This is a genomic window from Streptococcus sp. WB01_FAA12 (assembly GCF_012843315.1).
Lineage (GTDB): Bacteria > Bacillota > Bacilli > Lactobacillales > Streptococcaceae > Streptococcus.
On record NZ_JABAEX010000001.1, the window covers coordinates 445,853 to 465,915 of the forward strand.

Sequence of the window (20,063 nt, forward strand, 5' to 3'; positions counted from 1 at the left end):
ATCAAAACGATCGAGGTTTTTTTGAAGCTTCATCTTCTATCAAAACTTCTTCTTCCATAGCATTTTTTATTTTTTTGCCCAAAGATAATAACGTTTCTACATCAGAGGGTTTGCTTGTCCCGAGAGGATTCCAAGTAGAAGATGATAAATTTTCATATTCCTTAGACCGAACTCGAAATTTAATATTATTCCCCTTGGTGTCTATGTCTACATTTAAGGCTCTCGCCCCCAGTTTAGGCTCCTTATTTTTTATCCTACAGAAAATAACTTCTCCTGATACAATCTCCTTTCCATTACACCAAATCCCAATATTTCTTCCAGATAATTCTACGACAAAATTCTTCACTAGACTACCTTGTATTTTTTTAATTAAAAGAAAACTAATACCAAAAAACACTAATACTATCGTATAAAGAAAAAGAGGTTGTGATTTAAAAAAATCATTCAGTTTTAAATAGAATATAGCCAACTGTATTCCCAATACAGGAAGCATGAGGAACATGGGAAAAAGGATACCAATTATTATATCTGATTTTGCTGTTGTCGCTGTAAATTCATATCTTTCCATCAATATCACCTTTATAACATTTCTTTTTATAGAACATTAATCCCATACTAAGACGGATGCATCAGGGAATTCAATCTCCCTTTCCCCTAGCAAAGATAAATTTTGAACTATTCTAAGGATATTGTACCACTATTTCTGCAAAAAATACCTTAGCAAACATAATCTCCTTCCACAGATACATCATCGCTTTATCGAGCGCTGGAGTTTGATTGACATGGTTCTCTAATCAAACTCCAGAACTTTATGATGAAAATCTTATGGAACAACTGGAGACACTTTATAAATTTTCTCTTTTCAATTATAAAGAAAAACCGCTACTCCTAAGAATAGCGGTTTAATCATGTTTTTAAGCTACTAAAGTAGTCGCTCTATTATTTAAGAGTAACTGAAGCTCCAGCTTCTTCCAATTTAGCTTTGATTTCTTCTGCTTCTGCAGTTGGAACGCCTTCTTTGATGACACCTGGTGCACCATCAACAAGTTCTTTAGCTTCTTTAAGTCCAAGACCAGTGATTTCACGTACAACTTTGATAACGCCGACTTTCTTGTCGCCTGCAGCTGTCAATTCAACGTCAAATGAATCTTTAGCAGCTTCTTCAGCGCCACCAGCAGCAGCTACAGCTACAGGAGCAGCCGCAGTTACACCAAATTCTTCTTCGATAGCTTTTACAAGGTCGTTCAATTCAAGGATTGAAGCTTCTTTAATTTCAGCAATAATGTTTTCAATGTTCAATGCCATTGTTATTTCCTCCAAATATGTTTTAAATTTATAATAGTTTTTCCGTAGCTAGGCTACGCTGCGTAGCTTAAGATTAAGCTGCGTCTTCTTTGTTGTCTGCAACCGCTTTGACTGCAAGAGCAACGTTGCGCACTGGCGCTTGAAGTACAGAAAGGAGCATAGAAAGAAGTCCTTCGCGGTTTGGAAGAGTTGCAAGAGCAACGATTTCTTCTTTAGATGCGACAGCGCCTTCGATTGCACCACCTTTGATTTCAAGTGCTTCAGCGTTTTTAGCAAAGTCGTTCAAGATTTTCGCTGGTGCGATAACATCTTCGTTAGAAAATGCTACTGCAGATGGTCCAACAAATACTGATGCAAGATCTTCAAGACCAGCTTTTTCAGCTGCACGACGCAAGATTGAGTTTTTAATGACTTTATACTCAACTTCGCTTCCACGAAGCTCACGACGAAGAACTGTATCTTGCTCAACTGTCAAACCACGAGCGTCTACAACGACGATAGATGCAGCAGCTTTCATTTTTTCAGCTACTACGTCAACTAGTTCCGCTTTTTTAGCAATAATTGCTTCACTCATTAGTGTGTTCACCTCCGTAATTATTTTGCTTGGGGAATTTTTCCAAAAGAAAAACGCGCCCAAACCTAGACACGAAAGTACAATACGCTTCTTTTTACATGATACGTTTTGTCCTCGGTAGGATTTTTATGAGTCGAGCTCCCCTACTGTCTTAGGCAGTTTTTTCAAACCGTATATAAGTATAGCATAGACAAAAAAAGAATGCAAGATTTTTGCAAACTTTTTTTGAAATTTTTTTAAATCTCTACTGTCAAAACTTTGCCTTGCTTAACCACCTGTTCTCCAGCGATATAAACATCATCAACATCACTGGATTTGACTGCATAAACGAGGTGGGACAGCATATTTTCCTGAGGTTGGAGATGGATTTTCCCTTGTGGTTGGATGACCAGAAAATCTGCTTGCTTACCGACTTCTAGGCTTCCTATCTGCTTTTCCATTCCTAGAACCTTAGCACCTTCTATCGTCAGAGCTTTGAGGGCTGTTTCAATAGGAAATTGGCTGGCATCTCCACTCTTCATCTTCTGTAGGAGAGCGGCTGTCCGTCCTTCCTCAAACATAGCAAGATTGTTATTGGAAGCAACCGAATCAGTCGCAATACCAACTAGAACTCCAGCCTTTTGGAGTTGGATGATTGGAGCAATCCCTGAGGCTAGTTTGAGGTTACTAATAGGATTATGGGCGATAGCCACATGAGAAGTTGCCAAACGTTCAATTTCCCGCTCGTTTAACTCTACCCCATGAGCAAAGACAGACGGATGATTTAAGTAACCTAGTTCTTCTAGAAAGGCGAGGGGGCGTTTGCCATAGCGTTTCAGGATAATTCCTGATTCCTCCTTGGTCTCCGCTACATGGATATGGATGGGAATGTCCAGCTCTTTTGCCATATCCAAGCTCGCTTCCAGCAAGTCTCTACTACAGCTATACGGAGAATGTGGGGCTACCATAACCTTGAAATTTGGGTTTTCATATCCTAAAATTTCCTCTATGATGGTTCGTGTTCTAGCAATTGTCTCAGCAGTTGTTTCTGCCTCTTTGACTGCCTTGGTAGTCATGTCGGGAGTAAACTCAGCTTCTGCTGGCCAGATGTAGTCATTGAGCCATTCATGGAGATTACTATCATCCCGAATCCCTCGCAAACCTGTCATAGCAGAATGAGTATGGCAATTGACCAAACCAGGCATGATCCAGGCTCCCTGATAGTCTATAATCTGCTCAGCTTGCTCTAAAACCTCTGGCTTCTCTTGACCGACATAGACGATTTGAGAATCCTTAACGGCTAAGACACCATCCAAATAAATATGGAAATCTTGGTCACAAGTCACGATATTTACATGCCGATAGACTTTCATTATAGGCTCCTTTTCTATAAGACAATTTACATTGAATAATTTTTCTAGCTATTGTAACAAAAAAGTCACCCGAAGGCAACTTTTTTCGTCCATAAACTTTCAAAAGAGAATGGCTTATTCAAAGCTAAAAGCGGCAGCTTGCTGCATTTGATAATACTTACCCTTTCGAGCCATGAGTTCCTGATGGCTCCCATACTCAACAATGTCGCCATCCACCAAGACAAGAATCAAATCCGCATCCTGAATGGTTGACAAGCGGTGGGCAATGATAAAGCTTGTACGCCCCTTCATGAGTTTAGCAAAGGCATCCTGAACCAGCACTTCTGTCCGTGTATCAATGGAAGAGGTTGCCTCGTCTAAGATAAGAATCTTTGGAATAGCTAGAAAGACTCGGGCTATGGTCAAGAGCTGAGCCTGACCGACAGAAAGAGATTCTCCAGCATTTTCCAACTTGGTATCATAACCTTGAGATAACTGTTGGATGAAAAAGTCTGCATTGGCTGCTTTGGCAGCAGCAATCACCTGCTCTCGACTGGCATCCGGATTTCCAAAGGCAATATTGTCATGAATGGTTCCTTGCTTGAGCCAGGTTTCCTGTAGCACCATCCCAAACTGTTGTCTCAATGATGCTCGGGTATAATCATAAATGGATTGCCCATCCAGCAAGATATCTCCCGAGTTAATGGGATAAAAACGCATGAGGAGATTGATGAGGGTTGATTTTCCAGCACCCGTAGGACCAACAATAGCAACCTTGCTACCAGCTGGGATATCGGTGGATAAGTCCTTAATCAAGATCCTTTCAGGATTGTATCCAAAAGAAACATGTTTAAAGGAAATAGCCCCCTTCACTTGGTCACTGGTCAAGACTTCCTTACCTGTTTCAGCAACCTCAGGACTTTCTAAGACAGCATAGACGCGCTCTGCGCAAGCGAGAGCACTTTGCAACTCGGCTAAAACAGAAGAAATATCGTTAAAGGGCTTGGTGTACTGCTGGACATAGTTCAAAAAAGTCACTAAACGACCGATAGTCAGGGTGGACCCCATCATGACACGATAGGCTCCCACTCCAGCAAGAAGAGCGTAAATGAGAGCGTTGATAAAGCGGGTCGAAGGATTGACCGTTGATGAATAAAAGATAGCTGACTGAGAATAGCTTGCGTAGTTGTCATTGGCCTCACGCAGTCTTTGGATAAACTCTGCCTGAGCATTAAAGGACTGGATAATGGTCTGCTGGCTAAGCGATTCTTCAATCAACTGAGTCTGAATTCCCCTCGTCTCTGTTTGCTTTTGGAAGAGATGATAAGATCTCTTGGCAATAAAACGTGAAATCACCATGGACAGGGGTGTCAACAGCAAGACCAAGAGGGTCATGAGGAGATGAATTTGGAGCATGGCTAGAATACTGACCAAGATCATCAAGACACCAATGAAAAATTGATTGAAAATCATGGTCAAGCCAGCTGCCAACTGTTCGATGTCTGTGGTCACACGACTGACCATCTCTCCACTTCCTTGCCGATCCACAAAAGCAATCGGTAAACGATGGAGCTTATGAATGATTCGCTCTCGCAAGTCTTTGGTATAAGAGAAGATTAGGCGATTATAGAGGAGAGGATTGGCCCATTGAACGAGGGTATTTCCTATGACTACCACTATCATCTGAATAAAAATCTGCCAAAAAACTGGTGAAGAGCCAGCCACCAGGACTTGGTCAATGACCTGCCCAATCAGAATAGGTAGGTAGATCGATAAGCCAACTTGGGCAATAGTTCCTAGAAAGGCTAGGAAAAGGAGGAAAGGATGACTTGCAAGGTCTTTAGCCAAACGTTTGAGCGTCTGGTTTGCAGTTTGTCGTCTCATGCTCGTCCTCCTTTCCATGTTGGGATGCATTGATTTCCCGATAGACTTGGCTATTTTTCATCAAGTCCTCGTGCTTGCCGATAGCTAGGAGCTCACCTTTTTCCAAGAGGAGAATCTGGTCAGCCATCTGTAAAGTCGAGGTTCGTTGAGAAATCAAGATTAAGCTCGTGTCTGGCAGATTTTCTCGGATAGCTCTCAAGAGCTTGGACTCGGTAATGGTGTCGAGGGCCGAGGTTGCATCATCTAGGATGAGAAAAGGTGCTCGGCGCAAGACTGCTCGGGCAATAGACAGCCTTTGTTTTTGTCCACCTGAGAAATTTCGCCCTCCTGCCTCAACTATGGCATCTAAGAGTTCTTCCTTATCACTGACAAAATCCTTAGCTTGCGCAATCTCCAAGGCCTGCCAGAGTTCTTGGTCAGTTAGTTCTTGATTGAAACCTAGAGTCAAGTTGGTACGAATGGTTCCCTTAAAGAGTTCGACTTTTTGAGGCACATAGGCAATCCAAGATCGCCACTGCTCAAGATTACAAGGACTACGCCCATCTCGATAAAGGGCAATACTCCCCTTGTCGACTGGATAAAGTCCAAGCAAAACTTGTACCAAGCTTGATTTACCAGAACCCGTTCCCCCGATGATGCCAAGTATTTGACCTTGAGTCATATCAAAAGAAATGTCTTTCAGAGAAGGCTGGGCCGCATCAGGATAGGTAAAGGTCAGTTCTTGGACATGTAAAACCTGATTACTGGTAGCTTGCTTTTGCTCTAATTCTGAATGAATATCTTCTGGAGCCTCAGCAAAGACTTCCTCGATTCGCTTAGCTGAGATGTAGGACTGGTTGAGAGAATTTATCAGCATGGCTAGCTTGACCAATTCCACTAAAATCTGTAAGAGATAGTTGATAAGGGCAATCAGAGCACCTTGACTGAGTAAACCTCCTTGAATTGAAATATAACCCTGCCAGATGATAACAAGGAGAGTCCCATTCACAATCAGATAGGTTAGAGGTGTTAATAAACTAGACCAGAAACCCGTCTTTTCTTGTAAACTGGCATAGACTTGGTTAAGGGTTTGAAAAATCTGTAACTCTCGTTTTTCCTGACCAAAAGCACGAATAACTCGCATCCCTTGCAATTGCTGGCGCGTTTCCTGAACCAGTTGGTCCGTTTTCTTTCTGAGACTGCTGTAGAGAGGATTGACCAGTCGAGAGAGCCCCACAATGACAATCGTCAAAATGACAACCATGACCAAAAACCAGAAAGTCAGCTCAGCTGAGATGCGATAGGCCATAAAAATGGCTCCAAAAACGATAATAGGCGCTCGCAAAAAGAGACGCAGGAATTGATTGATACCAGTCTGAATCTGGTAAGTGTCCGAAGTCAAGCGAGTCACCAAGCTAGAAGTTGTCAGACGATCTCTGCTATCCTTGGGTAGGCAAAGAATATGACGATAAAGGTCGTCTGTCAGTTCTTTGGCAAACCCAACCGCCGCCTTGGCTGAGTAAAACTGGGCTATCAAGGCCACTAAAACGCCAATCACTGCAAAGATAAGGAGCAGGCCAATCTGCATCCAAAGATGACCTTGATCCCTCTGGGGCAATGATTGGTCAACAATCCCAGCAATCACCATGGGAACCAAAAGCTCAAAAATAGCTTCTAGCAGCTTGAACAGGGGGGCAAGAATCGATTCCTTGATGTAGGGTTTGAAGTAAGATAGTAAGTGTTTCATAGATCTCTTCTATTCTTATTCTGGAAATGAAGAAAGTGGGAAGTGCCCACCGTCTCTGTTTTATTTGTTTAAGTAAGGTAATAGATAGCCATATCCTGCTTTTTCCATCTCATCCTTGGCAACAAAGCGTAAGGAAGCAGAATTAATACAGTAACGCAGGCCACCTAACTCCTGAGGTCCATCTGTGAAAACATGACCCAAGTGAGCATTTCCTGAGCGAGAACGAACTTCGATTCGCTCCATCCCATGACTCAGGTCTTTGTAATAATGAATCAATTCCTTAGAAATCGGACGACTAAAACTCGGCCAACCACAACCTGAAGCAAACTTATCCTTAGCGAAAAAGAGTGGCTCACCCGTCGTGATGTCTACATAAATTCCTTCTTCAAAGGTCTGGTCATAGGCATTGGTAAATGGCGTCTCTGTAGCAGCTTCTTGGGTGATACGGTAGGATTCTTCAGATAAACTTTCCTTCAACACTTCTTGACTAGGTTTTTCATAGTGAGAGGCATCAACTAATGGCTTCTCCGCATCGGTCACATCGATATGACAGTAACCTGAAGGATTCTTCTTAAGATAGTCTTGGTGGTAGTCTTCCGCCAGAATGTAGTGGCGGAGTTTTTCAACCTCCACTGCAATTTTACGACCGATGAGGAGTTCTTGTTCTCGAACCACTGTATTAATCGTCGGTATATCTGCTTCATCTTGGTAATAAATACCAGTACGATATTGGCGACCACGATCATTCCCCTGCTGGTTAATAGACAAGGGATCAATGACACGGAAATAATAGAGCAAAATCTCTCGAAGTGATACTGTTTTCTCATCGTAAATCACTTGAACCGTTTCTGCATGATCTGTTTCCTTGAGCAGCTGGTAATTGGTCGTTTCGACTTGCCCATTAGCGTAGCCAACACTGGTTGCTAGCACTCCAGAAATTCGGGAAAAATACTCCTCTAAACCCCAAAAACAACCACCTGCTAGATAAATTTCTGCCATCTTCGTTTCTCCTTTATCAAGTTTTTAACTAGACTTCTTTTCAAAAAAAGGACAGGAAGCAGCCCCCTAGTCGAGACTTTCCCCATCCTATCTGCTATTCTTTACTTTGTTTCGACACGGACACCTTGGGTATCAACCTTCAAATCATGAAGTTTGCCTTTGAAAGACTGCTTTTGCAATTCAGCTTTAATCTTGGGCATCTTGTCATGAGAAGCCAGAACCATAACTGTCGGACCAGCCCCAGAGAGATAGGTTGCATAGGCATCATTTTCTTTAGCCACTTGCTTAATCGTCGCAAATTCCCTCACCAGATCCTGACGATAGCGCTCGTGGAAGAGGTCTCCCTCAATCGCTTGGCCAGCAGTCACCATATCTCCTGCCAACAGAGCCGCAACGGCTACATTGGCAATCGAACTTGCCGCAACAGCTTCCTTGTAAGACAATTTCTTAGGCAAGACACCACGGCTATCTCGAGTGCGTAGTTCATAGTTAGGAATGTAAGCTAGAAAATCACACTCTGGGAAGTCAGCCACGATAGCAGAGACTTGACCTTCAACGGAACTTGCAATAACGAGATTACCGTAAATTGCTGGAGCCACATTGTCAGGATGTCCTTCAATCTTGGTAGCAAGCTGCAATTTTTCGTGGTCAGATAAGTTGAGCTTACCTAATTGATTAGCCAGTTCAATCCCAGCAACAATAACAGAGCTGGAAGAACCCAAACCACGCGCTAGGGGAACATCACTGGTCATTTTCAAGCGTCTCGGTTGTAAGTCTGGCGCAATTTGCAAGGCAATTTTAAGCAAAAGATTACGCTCGTCATGTGGAATCCATTTGCCAATCTGGTGTTCAATCAACCACTCATCTCGTTCTTCACAGACCTCAATTTGAAGATACTTGGTTACAGCTACACCGACCGAATCAAAACCTGGCCCGATATTGGCACTTGTTGCAGGTACGATAATCTTCATCCTATTCTCCTAACACCTTGAAAGTATTCAAGAGGTCAAATTCTGAAGCTTTGGCCAACTCTGATGAAACATTCTCAAGTTGTGCTTTATTAATCTTATGAGTAATAATCACTACACGCGCCTTGTCATCCTCTTTTCCATCTTGGAGGATTTGCTTGAAGGAAATATCTTGAGCATTAAAGATTTCAGCAAGTTTCAAGACCTGACCTTTTGAGTCTGGTGCCAAGATTGAGAAATAGTAATTTGCTTTAACATCTTCTGGATTAGCCAAGACCAAGTCACGATTATACTCGTTAAAGTCTTTACCAATGGTACCATCATTCAAGCGACGAACGATACGGACAATATCCGCTACAACACTTGTTGCAGTTGGTTTTTGACCCGCACCTGGTCCGTAGTACATAGACTCACCAATACCTATAGATTCTACAAAAACAGCGTTCATTACCCCATTCACACTGGCAAGTGGATGTGCTTTAGGAAGGAAAGTTGGAGTCACTTCTGCAGCAATACCTGAAGGAGTTTCCTCGATAGAACCAACCAATTTCACTACATAGCCAAGGTCTTGGGCTACAGCTACGTCTTCTGGTGTGATGTTGCGGATTCCCTTGTGGGCTACATCGTCAAAGGCAACCTTCATACCAAAGGCAAATTGGCTCAAAATCACCATCTTGTAAGCTGCGTCAATCCCATCCACGTCATTTGTAGGGTCGCTTTCTGCAAATCCTAGGCGTTGCGCTTCAGCCAGAGCATCGTCGTAAGACCAGCCTTCTTCGACCATTTTAGTCATCATGAAATTAGAAGTTCCGTTCACCACGCCAAGGACACGAGTGATTTTATCAGAAGCCAGCGAATTTGCCAAAGTACGAAGAATTGGAATTCCACCAGCAACTGCCGCTTCGTAGTAAAGTGCAACATTGTGCTCTTTAGCGATTTCTAACAATTCAGCACCATGGACAGCCAAAAGGTCCTTGTTAGCAGTAACAACGTGTTTTCCAGCTTCTAAGGCACGAGTGATAAAGGTTTTAGCTGGTTCGATACGCCCCATCAATTCCACTACGATAGTAATGTCCTTGTCTGATAAAATATCGTCTACATTGGTTACAAAGTTAAAGTCATTCCCTGCTGCAAGTAAGCGGTTCTTCTCATCTTCATCCTTAACCAATACCTTGGCTACTTCAATCTCTGAATGAGCTGACTGGATGATTTTTTCTCCGTTTTCCTTTAGGAGGAATGGTACACCACTTGCAACGGTACCAAATCCAAGTAAAGCAATTTTAACTGTCATGTTTGTCTCCTAGAAATTTTCTGATATAGCCATTATAACAGAATTTTGTGAAAATTCCTATTATAGTAAATCACTATTTCAGCCTAGTAAAGAAAAAACGAATCATGGGATTCGTCTTTTCTGATAAGTAAAACTTGATTTCTAAAAACTATGAATTAATTTTTTGCAGACCAAGAACTGCATCGTGATTGATCAAGATGCGACCATACTCTTGCAAGACTGAACGACTAATATCACTGTCGTCAGCAAATTCACGCATACGAGCCAAGAGCCAGGCTGGGTATGGACTTGGATGATTTTCAATATCGACTAAAATTGTCAAATAATAGTGCCCATTCATCTTATAGAGTTCAGATGTTTCCATCTGGTAGTTAACCGTCTTTGCAAAAGCAACTAAGTCAGCAAGATTTGCGAAACGCAAGATATAGTAGATATAAGGTTCCTTCTTGTTCTCCGTTTCCTTTTCTGTTTGCTCTTGCTCCTCTTCCTTAGCCTCGACCTGTTCTAGGGACTGGATGGCCTCAATATCATCCTTGGTCTTTTCTGCGATACTCTTTTCCAAGGTTTTGAGAAATTCGTCCGGCGACATTTGGGCCAATTCTTCCATGTCAGGCAGGTCCGCCAAATCTTCAAAATCTAGGTTTTGGTCAATCTTAGACTTGGTCACAAAGACATCGACCTTATCTGGTTTTGGCGTCACACGAAAACTGAGCATGCCACTATCCAAGAAATTGTCGGGCATCTCTAACTCATCTAAAATAGCATAGAAAAACTCTTCGGTTTTTTCCTGAGGAACGAGAAAGTCTGCAATCTCCATTCCCCGATCCATCAAATCATCTAAAGTCATCGTGATTTTCAGTGTTGTATCACTAATTTGTTTCATCTTCATATCTAGTAACCTCATACTTTCAGTCTATCTATTATACTAGATTTTTAGGATTTTATCAAAAGAATGAAGCTGGAATGTGATATAATACTAGAGATAATGTTACATTTAAGAAAGAAAGTTCAATGAAAAATATAAAAGTTAATGCATTGGCTAGCTTGCTGGTCAATATCCTCAATATCGTTTTTCCGCTGATAACCAACCCTTATCTGACGCGGATTCTCAGCAAATCCAACTACGGTTACTTCAATACCGCTAATACCTGGGCCAGCTTTGTCATTCCACTAGCTGCCTTTGGTATTTACAACTACGGGATTCGTGCTATCAGTAAGGTTAAGGACGACAAGAATAAAATCAACTATGTCTTTTCTAAGCTGTTTTATATTTCTGTTTTCACATCTCTTCTGACGACTGGTATCTACTTCCTCTTTATCTTCTTTGACACCAGCATTGAGAACCTTAAAGTCCTTTACTACATCCTAGGAGCTCAGGCACTCTTCCAATTCCTCAATATCGAATGGATGAATGAGGCCTATGAAAACTATGCCTTTATCCTTTACAAGACATTGATTATTCGGATTACCATGCTGGTCGCCATCTTTGCCTTTGTCAAAACTGCTAATGATATTGTTCCCTACGCTATCGTCATGACAGCGACCACTATCCTCAACTACCTCCTTAGTTTTCTTTGGATCAAGAGAGAAGTTTCCTTTGTCAAAATTGGTTTCATCGAGTTAGCTAAGGCTTCTAAACCACTCTTTACTATGCTTCTCTTGGCAAATGCCAATATGCTTTATACCTTGCTAGATAGAATGTTTATCACCAAGGGACCAGATGAAAACTATATTTCTTATTATACAATTGCCTATAGCATCGTTATGCTGATTGCAGGTGTCTTAAGTGGAGCTATCAGTGTCAGCATTCCACGTCTCGGCTACTACCTCGGGAAAAAGGATTACAATTCTTATAATTATCTTGTAAATCAAGCGGCATCATTATTCTATTTTCTCATGATTCCAACTAGTTTTGGGATTATGATTTTGGGAAAGTACGCAACGGTTATCTACTCTTCTGAAAAGTATCTTGAGGCAGGTATCGTGACCAGCGTTTTCGCCTTTCGAACCATTATCTGGGCTATTGAATTGATTCTTGGTAAGCAAATTATCTTTATCAATGACCACGAGAACCGCTTGACTGCTTTCTACTTTGCTGGTGGTGGAGCAAATCTCCTCTTCAACTGTATCTTGTATATCAATAATATTTTTGCCCCTGAGTATTATATTGCTACTACCATTATTGCGGAAGCCATCGTTGTTCTCTTAGAAATTCATTTTATTAGGAAACACCAACTAATCAATTTAAAAGAAATTTTTGTAACCTTAACACGTTATGGTCTCATATCCCTTGGATTTATCCCGATCTTCTATATTTTCAAGATGATTTTCCAAATCAGTTCCTATACGGTGAACCTCAACATGATCCTCATGGTTCTCTCTACCATAGCTACTTGTGGAATCTACTATCTCTTAACACTCTTTCTCACTAAGGATAAAACACTTCACTATGCACTGAACCTAGTACTAGCTAAGATCAAAAGAAACTAAAAGAACACCCTACTGATAAACGAGCGTTTATCAGTAGGGTGTTTCTTATTTATTCTTTTTCTTTCTTGTCAGAAGTATTGGCTTCTAGATTTGAATCTTGTTTTGGCTCTTCAGCAATAGAGGAATTAGCTTCTTGCTTCTTTTCTGACTGATCTGCTTCGCCATTTACAGCAGCAACAGCCTGTCTCCAAATGCCTTCCTCGTTTACCTTATAACCATCAGGCGTAGTTGCATTTTTCAACAAGGAACCATCTGTTTGGAAATAGTACCAATTACCATCAAGTCGTTTCCAACCGGTCTGCATAGCTCCTGAGTCATCAAAGTAATAATGATCACCATTTACTTTATGAAGGCCAACCAACATGATGCCATCTTCAGGATTGAGATAATACCAGATTCCTTTATCCTTTATCCAACCTGTTTTCATTGCTCCACTTGCTTCAAAGTAACGATAATGATTATCAAACCATTTCCAGCCTGTTTGCATAGCTCCTGATGCACTAAAGTAATACTGCTTACCATCTACTTGTTGGAAGCCGACCAACATGATACCTTCCTGATCTTCAAGATAATACCATGTTCCTTGTTCTTTCAACCAACCGGTTTTCATAGCCCCTGAGTCAGCGTAGTAATGCCAGTGTTTATCAAGCCACTGCCAGCCTGTTTGCATGGCACCACTAGGACTCAAATAGTAACGCGTACCGCCAATCGTCTGGATTCCAGTTAACATAATACCATCTTGATTTAGGTAATACCATTTCTCATTATCCTTAATCCAGCCTGTTTTCATAGCGCCTGAGTTCGCATAGTAATACCAATTATTCTCTAGCCATTTCCAGCCCGTTTGCATTGCACCGCTAGCGTTCAAATAGTAACGAACACCATTTATATCTTGTTTTCCAGTGAGCATGATACCATCTTTATCCAGATAATACCAAGTATCCTGATCCTTGATCCAGCCAGTTTTCATAGCTCCAGAACTTGCAAAATAGTTCCAGTGACCATCAACAAAGGCCCAACCGGTTTGCATCACACCTTCTTGATTAAAGTAATACGTGCTTCCATTGATATTCTTTTTGCCAACAGTCCGTAGCCCATCCTCATCATAGAAATACCAATCTGAATCAATCTTTTGCCAAGTTAAAGGTTTACCTGCTGTTTGGAGTGCACCACTTTCGCTAAAGAACATCTTCTTGCCATTAAAGAATTGATTTCCTGTTAGCATCTTTCCATCTGCTGCAAAGAGATATTTCTTCCCTCCAATTTCAGAAAGCTCACTAAATCGTCTAGCACCATTTGATTGGATATAATACCAATGACCATCCAGCTTGAACCAACCACCAGTTTGCATTTTACCATTTTGGTTCAAATAGTAGTCATTTCCCTTGGCATTTTCTCCCCAATCATCATTAAGGTGAAGCCAGCGTCCTGCTTGCATTTGCCCTTTTCCATTAAAGAAGTAAGTGGCTCCGCCAATCTCTTTCCAACCGATAGCCATTTCCCCGTCACTTAAACGATATTTCCAGTAGCCACCTTCTTGATACCATTTTTCGTCAACTACAGGGATGTTCGGGAAGAGATTAGAAACATTGGCAAATCCGCTATCACTAATATCAAAAACGGTAGCATCTTGAGTTTGACTAGAAGCTCTGAGAACTTGAATATTTTTCTTTTGGAGATATTCTCTGGTTGAAGCAACATTAATATCACCACCAGTTGTCTGAATAATCATCTTTGGAGATAGGTTTTCAAGAAAATTAATCGTATTTGAAATTGTCGCATCATAATGATGATTCCATTTCATCATATCAACCTTGCCGATAACTGGGCCTAACTTATCTTCTGCCCCTTCGGCATTATCCAAATCTCCACCAAGGTAGATTCTCTTTCCTGCCACAGTCACCACTGAAACGATAGAGTTGGAGTTATCATCTAGAACTTTTTTCAGATTCCCCTCAGCATCATATTCATTCTTATAATTATAGAGTTGGATATCCATATCACCTAATTTAAAGTGACTATCCTCGTCTGTAATATTCTGAATAAGAGTAACTCCTCGTTTTTGAGCTGCTCTCAAAGCATTATCATAATTGAAAAGATTATCCCATAGTCCCCAGTTCGCTGTGATCCGATCATCTGAATATTTTTTCAAATAAAACTTATCAACTTGGTAACGATTAAGTATCTCATCTGCTCCGCCGATATGGTCACTATGTACATGGGTTCCCAAAATAAAATCTAATTTTTTAACACCAATCTGATCAAGATGGCGAATCAAACGGTCTTCCAAGACTTGATAATTTCTCATGGAAATTCCCCAGCGGCTTGGATAGCGTGGGTCACTTCCATCAGGAAAGTCATAATCTTCCCCCATATCAATCAAGGCATAATGACCATTGCTTTCCAGAAGGATAGCATCACTCCCGGATTTTGCTTTAGTATTTATGAAATGGATACGATTACCTGAACCAGCAGTAATGGTGTTCGCATCAACTTGTTGCGATAAACCAACCAACAAAAAAAGGAAAGCAAATAAACTATAACTGACTGATTTAACTAATCCTTTATTCTTCATTTTGAACACTCCTTTCTCGATGAAAACAATCTCTTACTAATCAATCCAATAATTCTTATCAGTTCCTGGAACCTGCTGTTCAACAGGTGGTGGAGTCATATAGTCTGATCCAAATTCGTAGACAAGAATTTCATGGTATTTTCTCGGAGCCTTCACTACGATGTTTTCGTATGGCATATCAATCAGATCATAGAGCCATTCTTTTTTGATTCCCTCTGGAAAGCTTGGATCAAATATCGTACAGGTAAGATCTGTAGCTTGATTTACACTATATTTCAAAGCAAGGTTCTCTAATTTTTGATTCCAAGTTTGTGGAGAGCTTAGACGGAAAATAGCTGATCCAATATAACGAGGCAGATTTTTTAGCCCCCCATTTTCTGATTTAATTCCTTTGAAATTCAAAGAAGAAAGGCGGACAAAATGTTTATAGAGCTTCATTTTCTTACAATCACTTTCCTCCGTCACGACACCATCGTATGGAAAAATGTCAACACAAGTTCCCAATACGACTGTCGGGTCCAGAAGATTGGCATCTCTACGTGTTCTAATATCATGGACACGCATATAACTGTACGGATAGCCTTTTATTTCTCTAAATGAAATCAATTTGTAGTAGGGATGATTCTCATTTTTTAAAACCTTATAAAGCTTTTCAAATTCATCTCGCGCCAAAGAAATATCCGTATCATCATCCCAAGGGATAAATCCTTTATGGCGGACAGCTCCTAGTAAGGTTCCAAAATCAATAAAATATTTAATTTGATGCTGTTCACATAATTCATGTAGATACTTTAAAATATCCAACTCCACTTGTTTTATTTCTTCAAGACTTAAAACTCTCTCAGACATACGTTCTATTCTCCTAATTTTGACTAATTTTTTAAACGATTTTTAACTGCGATTTGCTTACTTAGAACTTTTAGTGATTTTCCACAGTTTGAAATCATGGTGAGATACTCTCTGTTCAAGAGGGGGCAATTGCATGTAATCTCCATAGTCAGAGGTCAAAATTTCATGGTAGTGTTTTGGAATCATAAATTCCTTGCCTTCAAACGTTCCCACAATCACTTGTTCTAACCACTCACGTTTCCAAACTGGCTTATTCATATCCTTGTAAATCAAATAGTCAACTTGCTCGTAGTCAGCAACTGCTCTAGATTTAGCAAGCTCATCAATTTGCTCAACATACTTATTCGTATTTGTGAAATAGAAAATGACAACAGAAATATAACGAATCAAAGAATTCAGTAGACTTTTCGTGTTGGTAATTCCTTTAAAAGTGTAACAACTTAATTGACGTTTCTTTATCAGTTTCGTCATTTTATTTTTAAAGTCCGCATCATCTTCATAACCATCTACAGGGAAAATATCCACATAGATTCCCATATTGGAATCAATTCGTACATCTTCTTCTAGCAAGTAGGTATGGTTATCCTGCACTTTCATAAAAGGATAGACATAGTTGAGATTATTTTTATGAGACATGACCTCGTAACGCTCATCAGGGTTAGCGATAAGGTAATCTTGCAACTTTTCATAATCTTCTCTTAGCATGCAGATGTCCATGTCATCATCCCAAGGAATAAAACCTTTATGGCGAACCGCACCAATTAGACTTCCATATGCTAGGAAATACTTGACACCAATTTTCTGACAAACCTCATGAATGTACTCCATGATTCCAAGTTCCATCTGTTGAATTTCATTGACATCTGTTACTTCTTGGTACCGAACTCCTTCATCTCGTTTGCAGACTACGAGTCCATAGCCAATCGCTAGCCAGAAGATGATATTAATAAAGTTGGTTGAATACATAATCTGACTTTCAAATAATTGACCAAACAAGATACCGAAGAAAAGAATCATGATCAATTTATCGGTATTTTTCTTGGAAACAATCAAATACGTTAAAAAGCGCTTGATGACATAAGCCAGTATAAGAAGGAAGGATACCAAGCCTAGAACTCCTGAACTGACAAATATGGTCACAAGAATGTTATGGAAATTCCCACCGATAAGGGAGTTTTGAATCTCAAATTTACTGAAATATTCTGTGTAATAATCTGGGACATTCCGTACACCGTAACCAAAAATTGGTTTGGCACTTCCCATCTTGATGGCATTTTTCCAGATATAGGTCCTACCACTTGGTGTTGTTTCAATTAGATGGAGTTCACCATTCTTCTTGGTAACAGACGAATCTGTCTCAGCGTAGGACTGTCCTTTATTTAAGTCAAAAACAGTCGCAGTTTCAGATGAGATATAAATTGAAGTTGCATAGCTTAATCCAATGTTGGTAGCAGTAACCAGCGAACTAGCAACAATAAAAGTAAGAAATCGTTTAATGAGACTTCCTCTAGTAGCAAAGAAACTATAAAGCCCAATCATGAGGAGTAAAGAAAGTAAGGCTCCTCGACTTTGCATAGTAGCAAAGTATACTAATTGAATCACATTGTTCAGTTTAAGATATACAGAATATTTACTTCCTTTATGGATCAGATACATAGCCAAAATAATGCTAATGTATGAAAATATCGCACTAGCATTAGGATTGACAATCCCCCACAGACGTCCATTCATAACACCATAGTAATAAGATTGTTCGCCAATCTTAAATAGGATAAGGACTCTACTTACCAATAAACCAAACGCAAAAATTGCTGAAGAAAAAGATACAATTTGAACCGTATAGGCAATCCAGTCAAATAATTTTTTAAGTTGCCCCGATTGTAACATGGTAAATAATAAAACATAGGTTACCATGAAAAGGATTTCAATCACATTTCCAATCAAATGTCCAGAGCGATTGAATACTGCCGATAGCAGATGACTCCCAGATAACAAGCCAAATAAGACCAAAAACTTTCGATCTACTGTAATCTGTTTCCACTTAAACAACAATGTGTAGCAAATATAAAGTACAACAATCGCTGACAATCCCTTATAGATTGGATTTGCTACCTTATAAACCAGTGAACTCATACTTAAAATCGAAATAAAAACAAATAGATATGCAATCCATAGTTTTGATTTTTCAAAGTATTCATCCATTTTTGAAAAATTCATTTTCAACTCCTTCTCATGATATTAGTTTTTTAATCCAACAATTTTCTTATATAGCCATGGAGAAATGACAAGTGAAAGGATCGCTACCTTGCGAAATGTAGTAAAATAAGCATCCTTCCATATTTCGTGTCGATGCTGAACAATCCAAGTTCGTAGTTCGGCTTTCTCCTTTTGATACTCTTCAGATGAAGTAAAGATAATTTTATCGTAAACTGTGATGTACGACCAACATTCTCTATTTTTTAATTCAGGTTTTAAATCAGGAAAGGCTTGTAAAACTTGAGCAATTATGTGCTGATAAACTTTTATCGTGTCAAATACATGCTGATTAACAGATGTTGTTGCACTTCCCTCACGATGATCATAATAATAAACAGGTTTGTCAATAAATACGCTACTACATCTTGTTTTTAGTAGCAATTCAGTTAGAAATAAGGCATCTTCAGCTAGATGATAATTTGTATTAAACTTTTCATCCGCAAGCAGGTCTCTCTTAAACAGTTTTGCAACTGGAAAAAATGACGTTCTGGTAGTCATCAATAGTTCCTTCATGGTTTCTTCTGTTGACCAGAGTTCTGTTTTTCCAGAATGTGGAGGTAGGTCTGTTACAATGCCGTTTTTGATATGGTGCAGAGGAGCGATTGTAAATCCTACGGATTCCTTATCATCAACTGCACCAATCAAGATTTCCAGATAATCTTTAGTAACGAAATCATCGCTATCAATAAAGGTAACCCAAGAACCCGTCGCTAGCTGAACTCCCATATTTCTAGCATTTGAAACACCAGCATTTTCTATATGATAAACCTTGATATTCTCATACTGAGATGCTAAGTGATCACAGATCTGTCCGCTGGAATCGGTAGAGCCATCATTGATTAGAATTAGTTCAAAATTGGTATAAGTTTGATGAAGAATTGACTCCACACATCGTTCCAGATAGGCTTCTACATTGTAGACTGGAACGATAACGCTAATTTTTTCTCCCATCATGCCCCATATTCTCCCTTATACTCTGTGTAACTCTTGTCCATGTCTGCTATTATCGCATCATGATGCGGTACTTGCTTGTCCGCTGGTGGCGGTGTCATATAATCGCCAAAAGCAGTTCTGAGATAAGCATCATAGCCGACTGGGATGGGCATCTCAGTTCCTTCAAATGGCAAGAAGAGATTATCTTCAAAGGATGCGATTGGGTATTTGTTTCTCATGTAGCCAGGACCTGAGCATAATTCCGTGATTCCATCGCTCTCAGCTAGATTGTATTTGGTCATTTCTTTCTCAGCTTTTTTCCAAATGCGATAGCGTAGAGATTTGGGAGTCAAACCGAGTAAGATACGACTTCCCCATTTCATGACTGCACCATGCTTTTCTGGGATAGTTTGGGCGCAAAAAAGGGAATAAATCAAGGCCCAGCGAACCTGTTTCTTACGCTCAGCTGGATTTTTAGGATAATAATCCAAAGGCAAAACGTCCAAAGCCAAACCATGTGGCAAATCCAAATCCTTCTGATAAGGCTTGATACAGGTCGTTTCTTTATCACGAATGGTAATAAAGAGGTTTCGATCGACAAACTCCTTGTGACTTTTTGATAAGAAATAGCGCTCATTTGCATAACGAGGCCACAGTTGTGCTAATTTTTCATAGTCCTTGCGAGGCATAAAAAAATCTAAGTCATCATCCCAAGGAATGAAACCCTTATTACGAAGGGCGCCAATAGCACCCCCTCCACAGAGATAGCACAACAAATCATGTTCTTTACAAAATGCGACGAAATATTCAGCCATTTCCAGACTACGAGCCTGAATCGCTTTCAAATCACTCATGTCTCTCCTCTTCTGTCCAATAACGAGT

At 40.2% G+C, this 20,063-nt stretch carries 16 protein-coding genes and 1 other annotated feature; of the genes, 1 reads left to right on the forward strand and 15 read right to left on the reverse strand.

Annotated elements, in window-relative coordinates:
* Position 1 precedes the first annotated feature (1 nt).
* The 10 genes from HF881_RS02200 to mecA form a co-directional block, all read right to left on the reverse strand.
* On the reverse strand, positions 2 to 568 hold the full coding sequence (locus HF881_RS02200) for a hypothetical protein (RefSeq protein WP_169446249.1): 567 nt from the start codon (positions 566 to 568) through the stop codon (positions 2 to 4).
* A 371-nt stretch (positions 569 to 939) separates the two neighbouring features.
* Positions 940 to 1,305 (reverse strand): 50S ribosomal protein L7/L12, encoded by a 366-nt coding sequence (gene rplL, locus HF881_RS02205; protein ID WP_001196969.1) that lies wholly within the window; start codon positions 1,303 to 1,305, stop codon positions 940 to 942.
* Between the two features lie 73 nt (positions 1,306 to 1,378).
* Positions 1,379 to 1,879: a 50S ribosomal protein L10 gene (rplJ, locus tag HF881_RS02210; RefSeq protein ID WP_001287274.1), complete on the reverse strand. Its 501-nt coding sequence runs from the start codon at positions 1,877 to 1,879 to the stop codon at positions 1,379 to 1,381.
* Positions 1,880 to 1,917: 38 nt separating this feature from the next.
* Positions 1,918 to 2,053, reverse strand: a sequence feature (ribosomal protein L10 leader region).
* Positions 2,054 to 2,115: 62 nt separating this feature from the next.
* Positions 2,116 to 3,231: an amidohydrolase family protein gene (locus HF881_RS02215; protein ID WP_169446250.1), complete on the reverse strand. Its 1,116-nt coding sequence runs from the start codon at positions 3,229 to 3,231 to the stop codon at positions 2,116 to 2,118.
* A 114-nt stretch (positions 3,232 to 3,345) separates the two neighbouring features.
* Positions 3,346 to 5,094 (reverse strand): ABC transporter ATP-binding protein, encoded by a 1,749-nt coding sequence (locus HF881_RS02220; protein WP_169446251.1) that lies wholly within the window; start codon positions 5,092 to 5,094, stop codon positions 3,346 to 3,348.
* A complete protein-coding gene (locus HF881_RS02225; RefSeq protein ID WP_169446252.1) occupies positions 5,051 to 6,820 on the reverse strand; it encodes an ABC transporter ATP-binding protein in 1,770 nt (589 codons plus the stop codon). The genes HF881_RS02220 and HF881_RS02225 overlap by 44 nt, the downstream gene beginning before the upstream one ends.
* A gap of 60 nt (positions 6,821 to 6,880) precedes the next feature.
* Positions 6,881 to 7,819 (reverse strand): peptide-methionine (R)-S-oxide reductase MsrB, encoded by a 939-nt coding sequence (gene msrB, locus HF881_RS02230; protein ID WP_169446253.1) that lies wholly within the window; start codon positions 7,817 to 7,819, stop codon positions 6,881 to 6,883.
* 101 nt (positions 7,820 to 7,920) lie between these two features.
* Positions 7,921 to 8,790 carry a homoserine kinase gene (gene thrB, locus HF881_RS02235; RefSeq protein ID WP_169446254.1) on the reverse strand — a complete coding sequence of 290 codons (870 nt, stop codon included), beginning with the start codon at positions 8,788 to 8,790 and terminating at the stop codon, positions 7,921 to 7,923.
* 1 nt (position 8,791) lies between these two features.
* Positions 8,792 to 10,078: a homoserine dehydrogenase gene (locus HF881_RS02240; RefSeq protein ID WP_169446255.1), complete on the reverse strand. Its 1,287-nt coding sequence runs from the start codon at positions 10,076 to 10,078 to the stop codon at positions 8,792 to 8,794.
* A gap of 148 nt (positions 10,079 to 10,226) precedes the next feature.
* Positions 10,227 to 10,967, reverse strand: a complete 741-nt coding sequence (gene mecA / locus HF881_RS02245) for an adaptor protein MecA (RefSeq protein WP_169446606.1) — start codon at positions 10,965 to 10,967, stop codon at positions 10,227 to 10,229.
* Between the two features lie 122 nt (positions 10,968 to 11,089).
* On the opposite strand from mecA, the gene HF881_RS02250 reads away from it, so the two are divergent.
* A complete protein-coding gene (locus tag HF881_RS02250) occupies positions 11,090 to 12,568 on the forward strand; it encodes an oligosaccharide flippase family protein (RefSeq protein ID WP_169446256.1) in 1,479 nt (492 codons plus the stop codon).
* Between the two features lie 49 nt (positions 12,569 to 12,617).
* Here the strand turns inward: HF881_RS02250 and HF881_RS02255 are convergent, their stop codons facing one another.
* From HF881_RS02255 to HF881_RS02275, 5 genes are read right to left on the reverse strand one after another with little or no spacing between them, the layout of a single operon-like run.
* Entirely contained in the window at positions 12,618 to 15,143 is a 2,526-nt protein-coding gene (locus HF881_RS02255) for an MBL fold metallo-hydrolase (RefSeq protein WP_169446257.1), read from the reverse strand.
* A gap of 36 nt (positions 15,144 to 15,179) precedes the next feature.
* Positions 15,180 to 15,992, reverse strand: coding sequence for a LicD family protein (locus HF881_RS02260; protein ID WP_169446258.1), 813 nt, complete (start codon positions 15,990 to 15,992; stop codon positions 15,180 to 15,182).
* Positions 15,993 to 16,049: 57 nt separating this feature from the next.
* A complete protein-coding gene (locus HF881_RS02265; protein WP_169446259.1) occupies positions 16,050 to 18,209 on the reverse strand; it encodes a LicD family protein in 2,160 nt (719 codons plus the stop codon).
* A gap of 21 nt (positions 18,210 to 18,230) precedes the next feature.
* A complete protein-coding gene (locus HF881_RS02270) occupies positions 18,231 to 19,202 on the reverse strand; it encodes a glycosyltransferase family 2 protein (protein WP_169446260.1) in 972 nt (323 codons plus the stop codon).
* Positions 19,199 to 20,035 (reverse strand): phosphorylcholine transferase LicD, encoded by an 837-nt coding sequence (locus tag HF881_RS02275; RefSeq protein ID WP_169446261.1) that lies wholly within the window; start codon positions 20,033 to 20,035, stop codon positions 19,199 to 19,201. The genes HF881_RS02270 and HF881_RS02275 overlap by 4 nt, the downstream gene beginning before the upstream one ends.
* Positions 20,036 to 20,063: the final 28 nt, after the last annotated feature.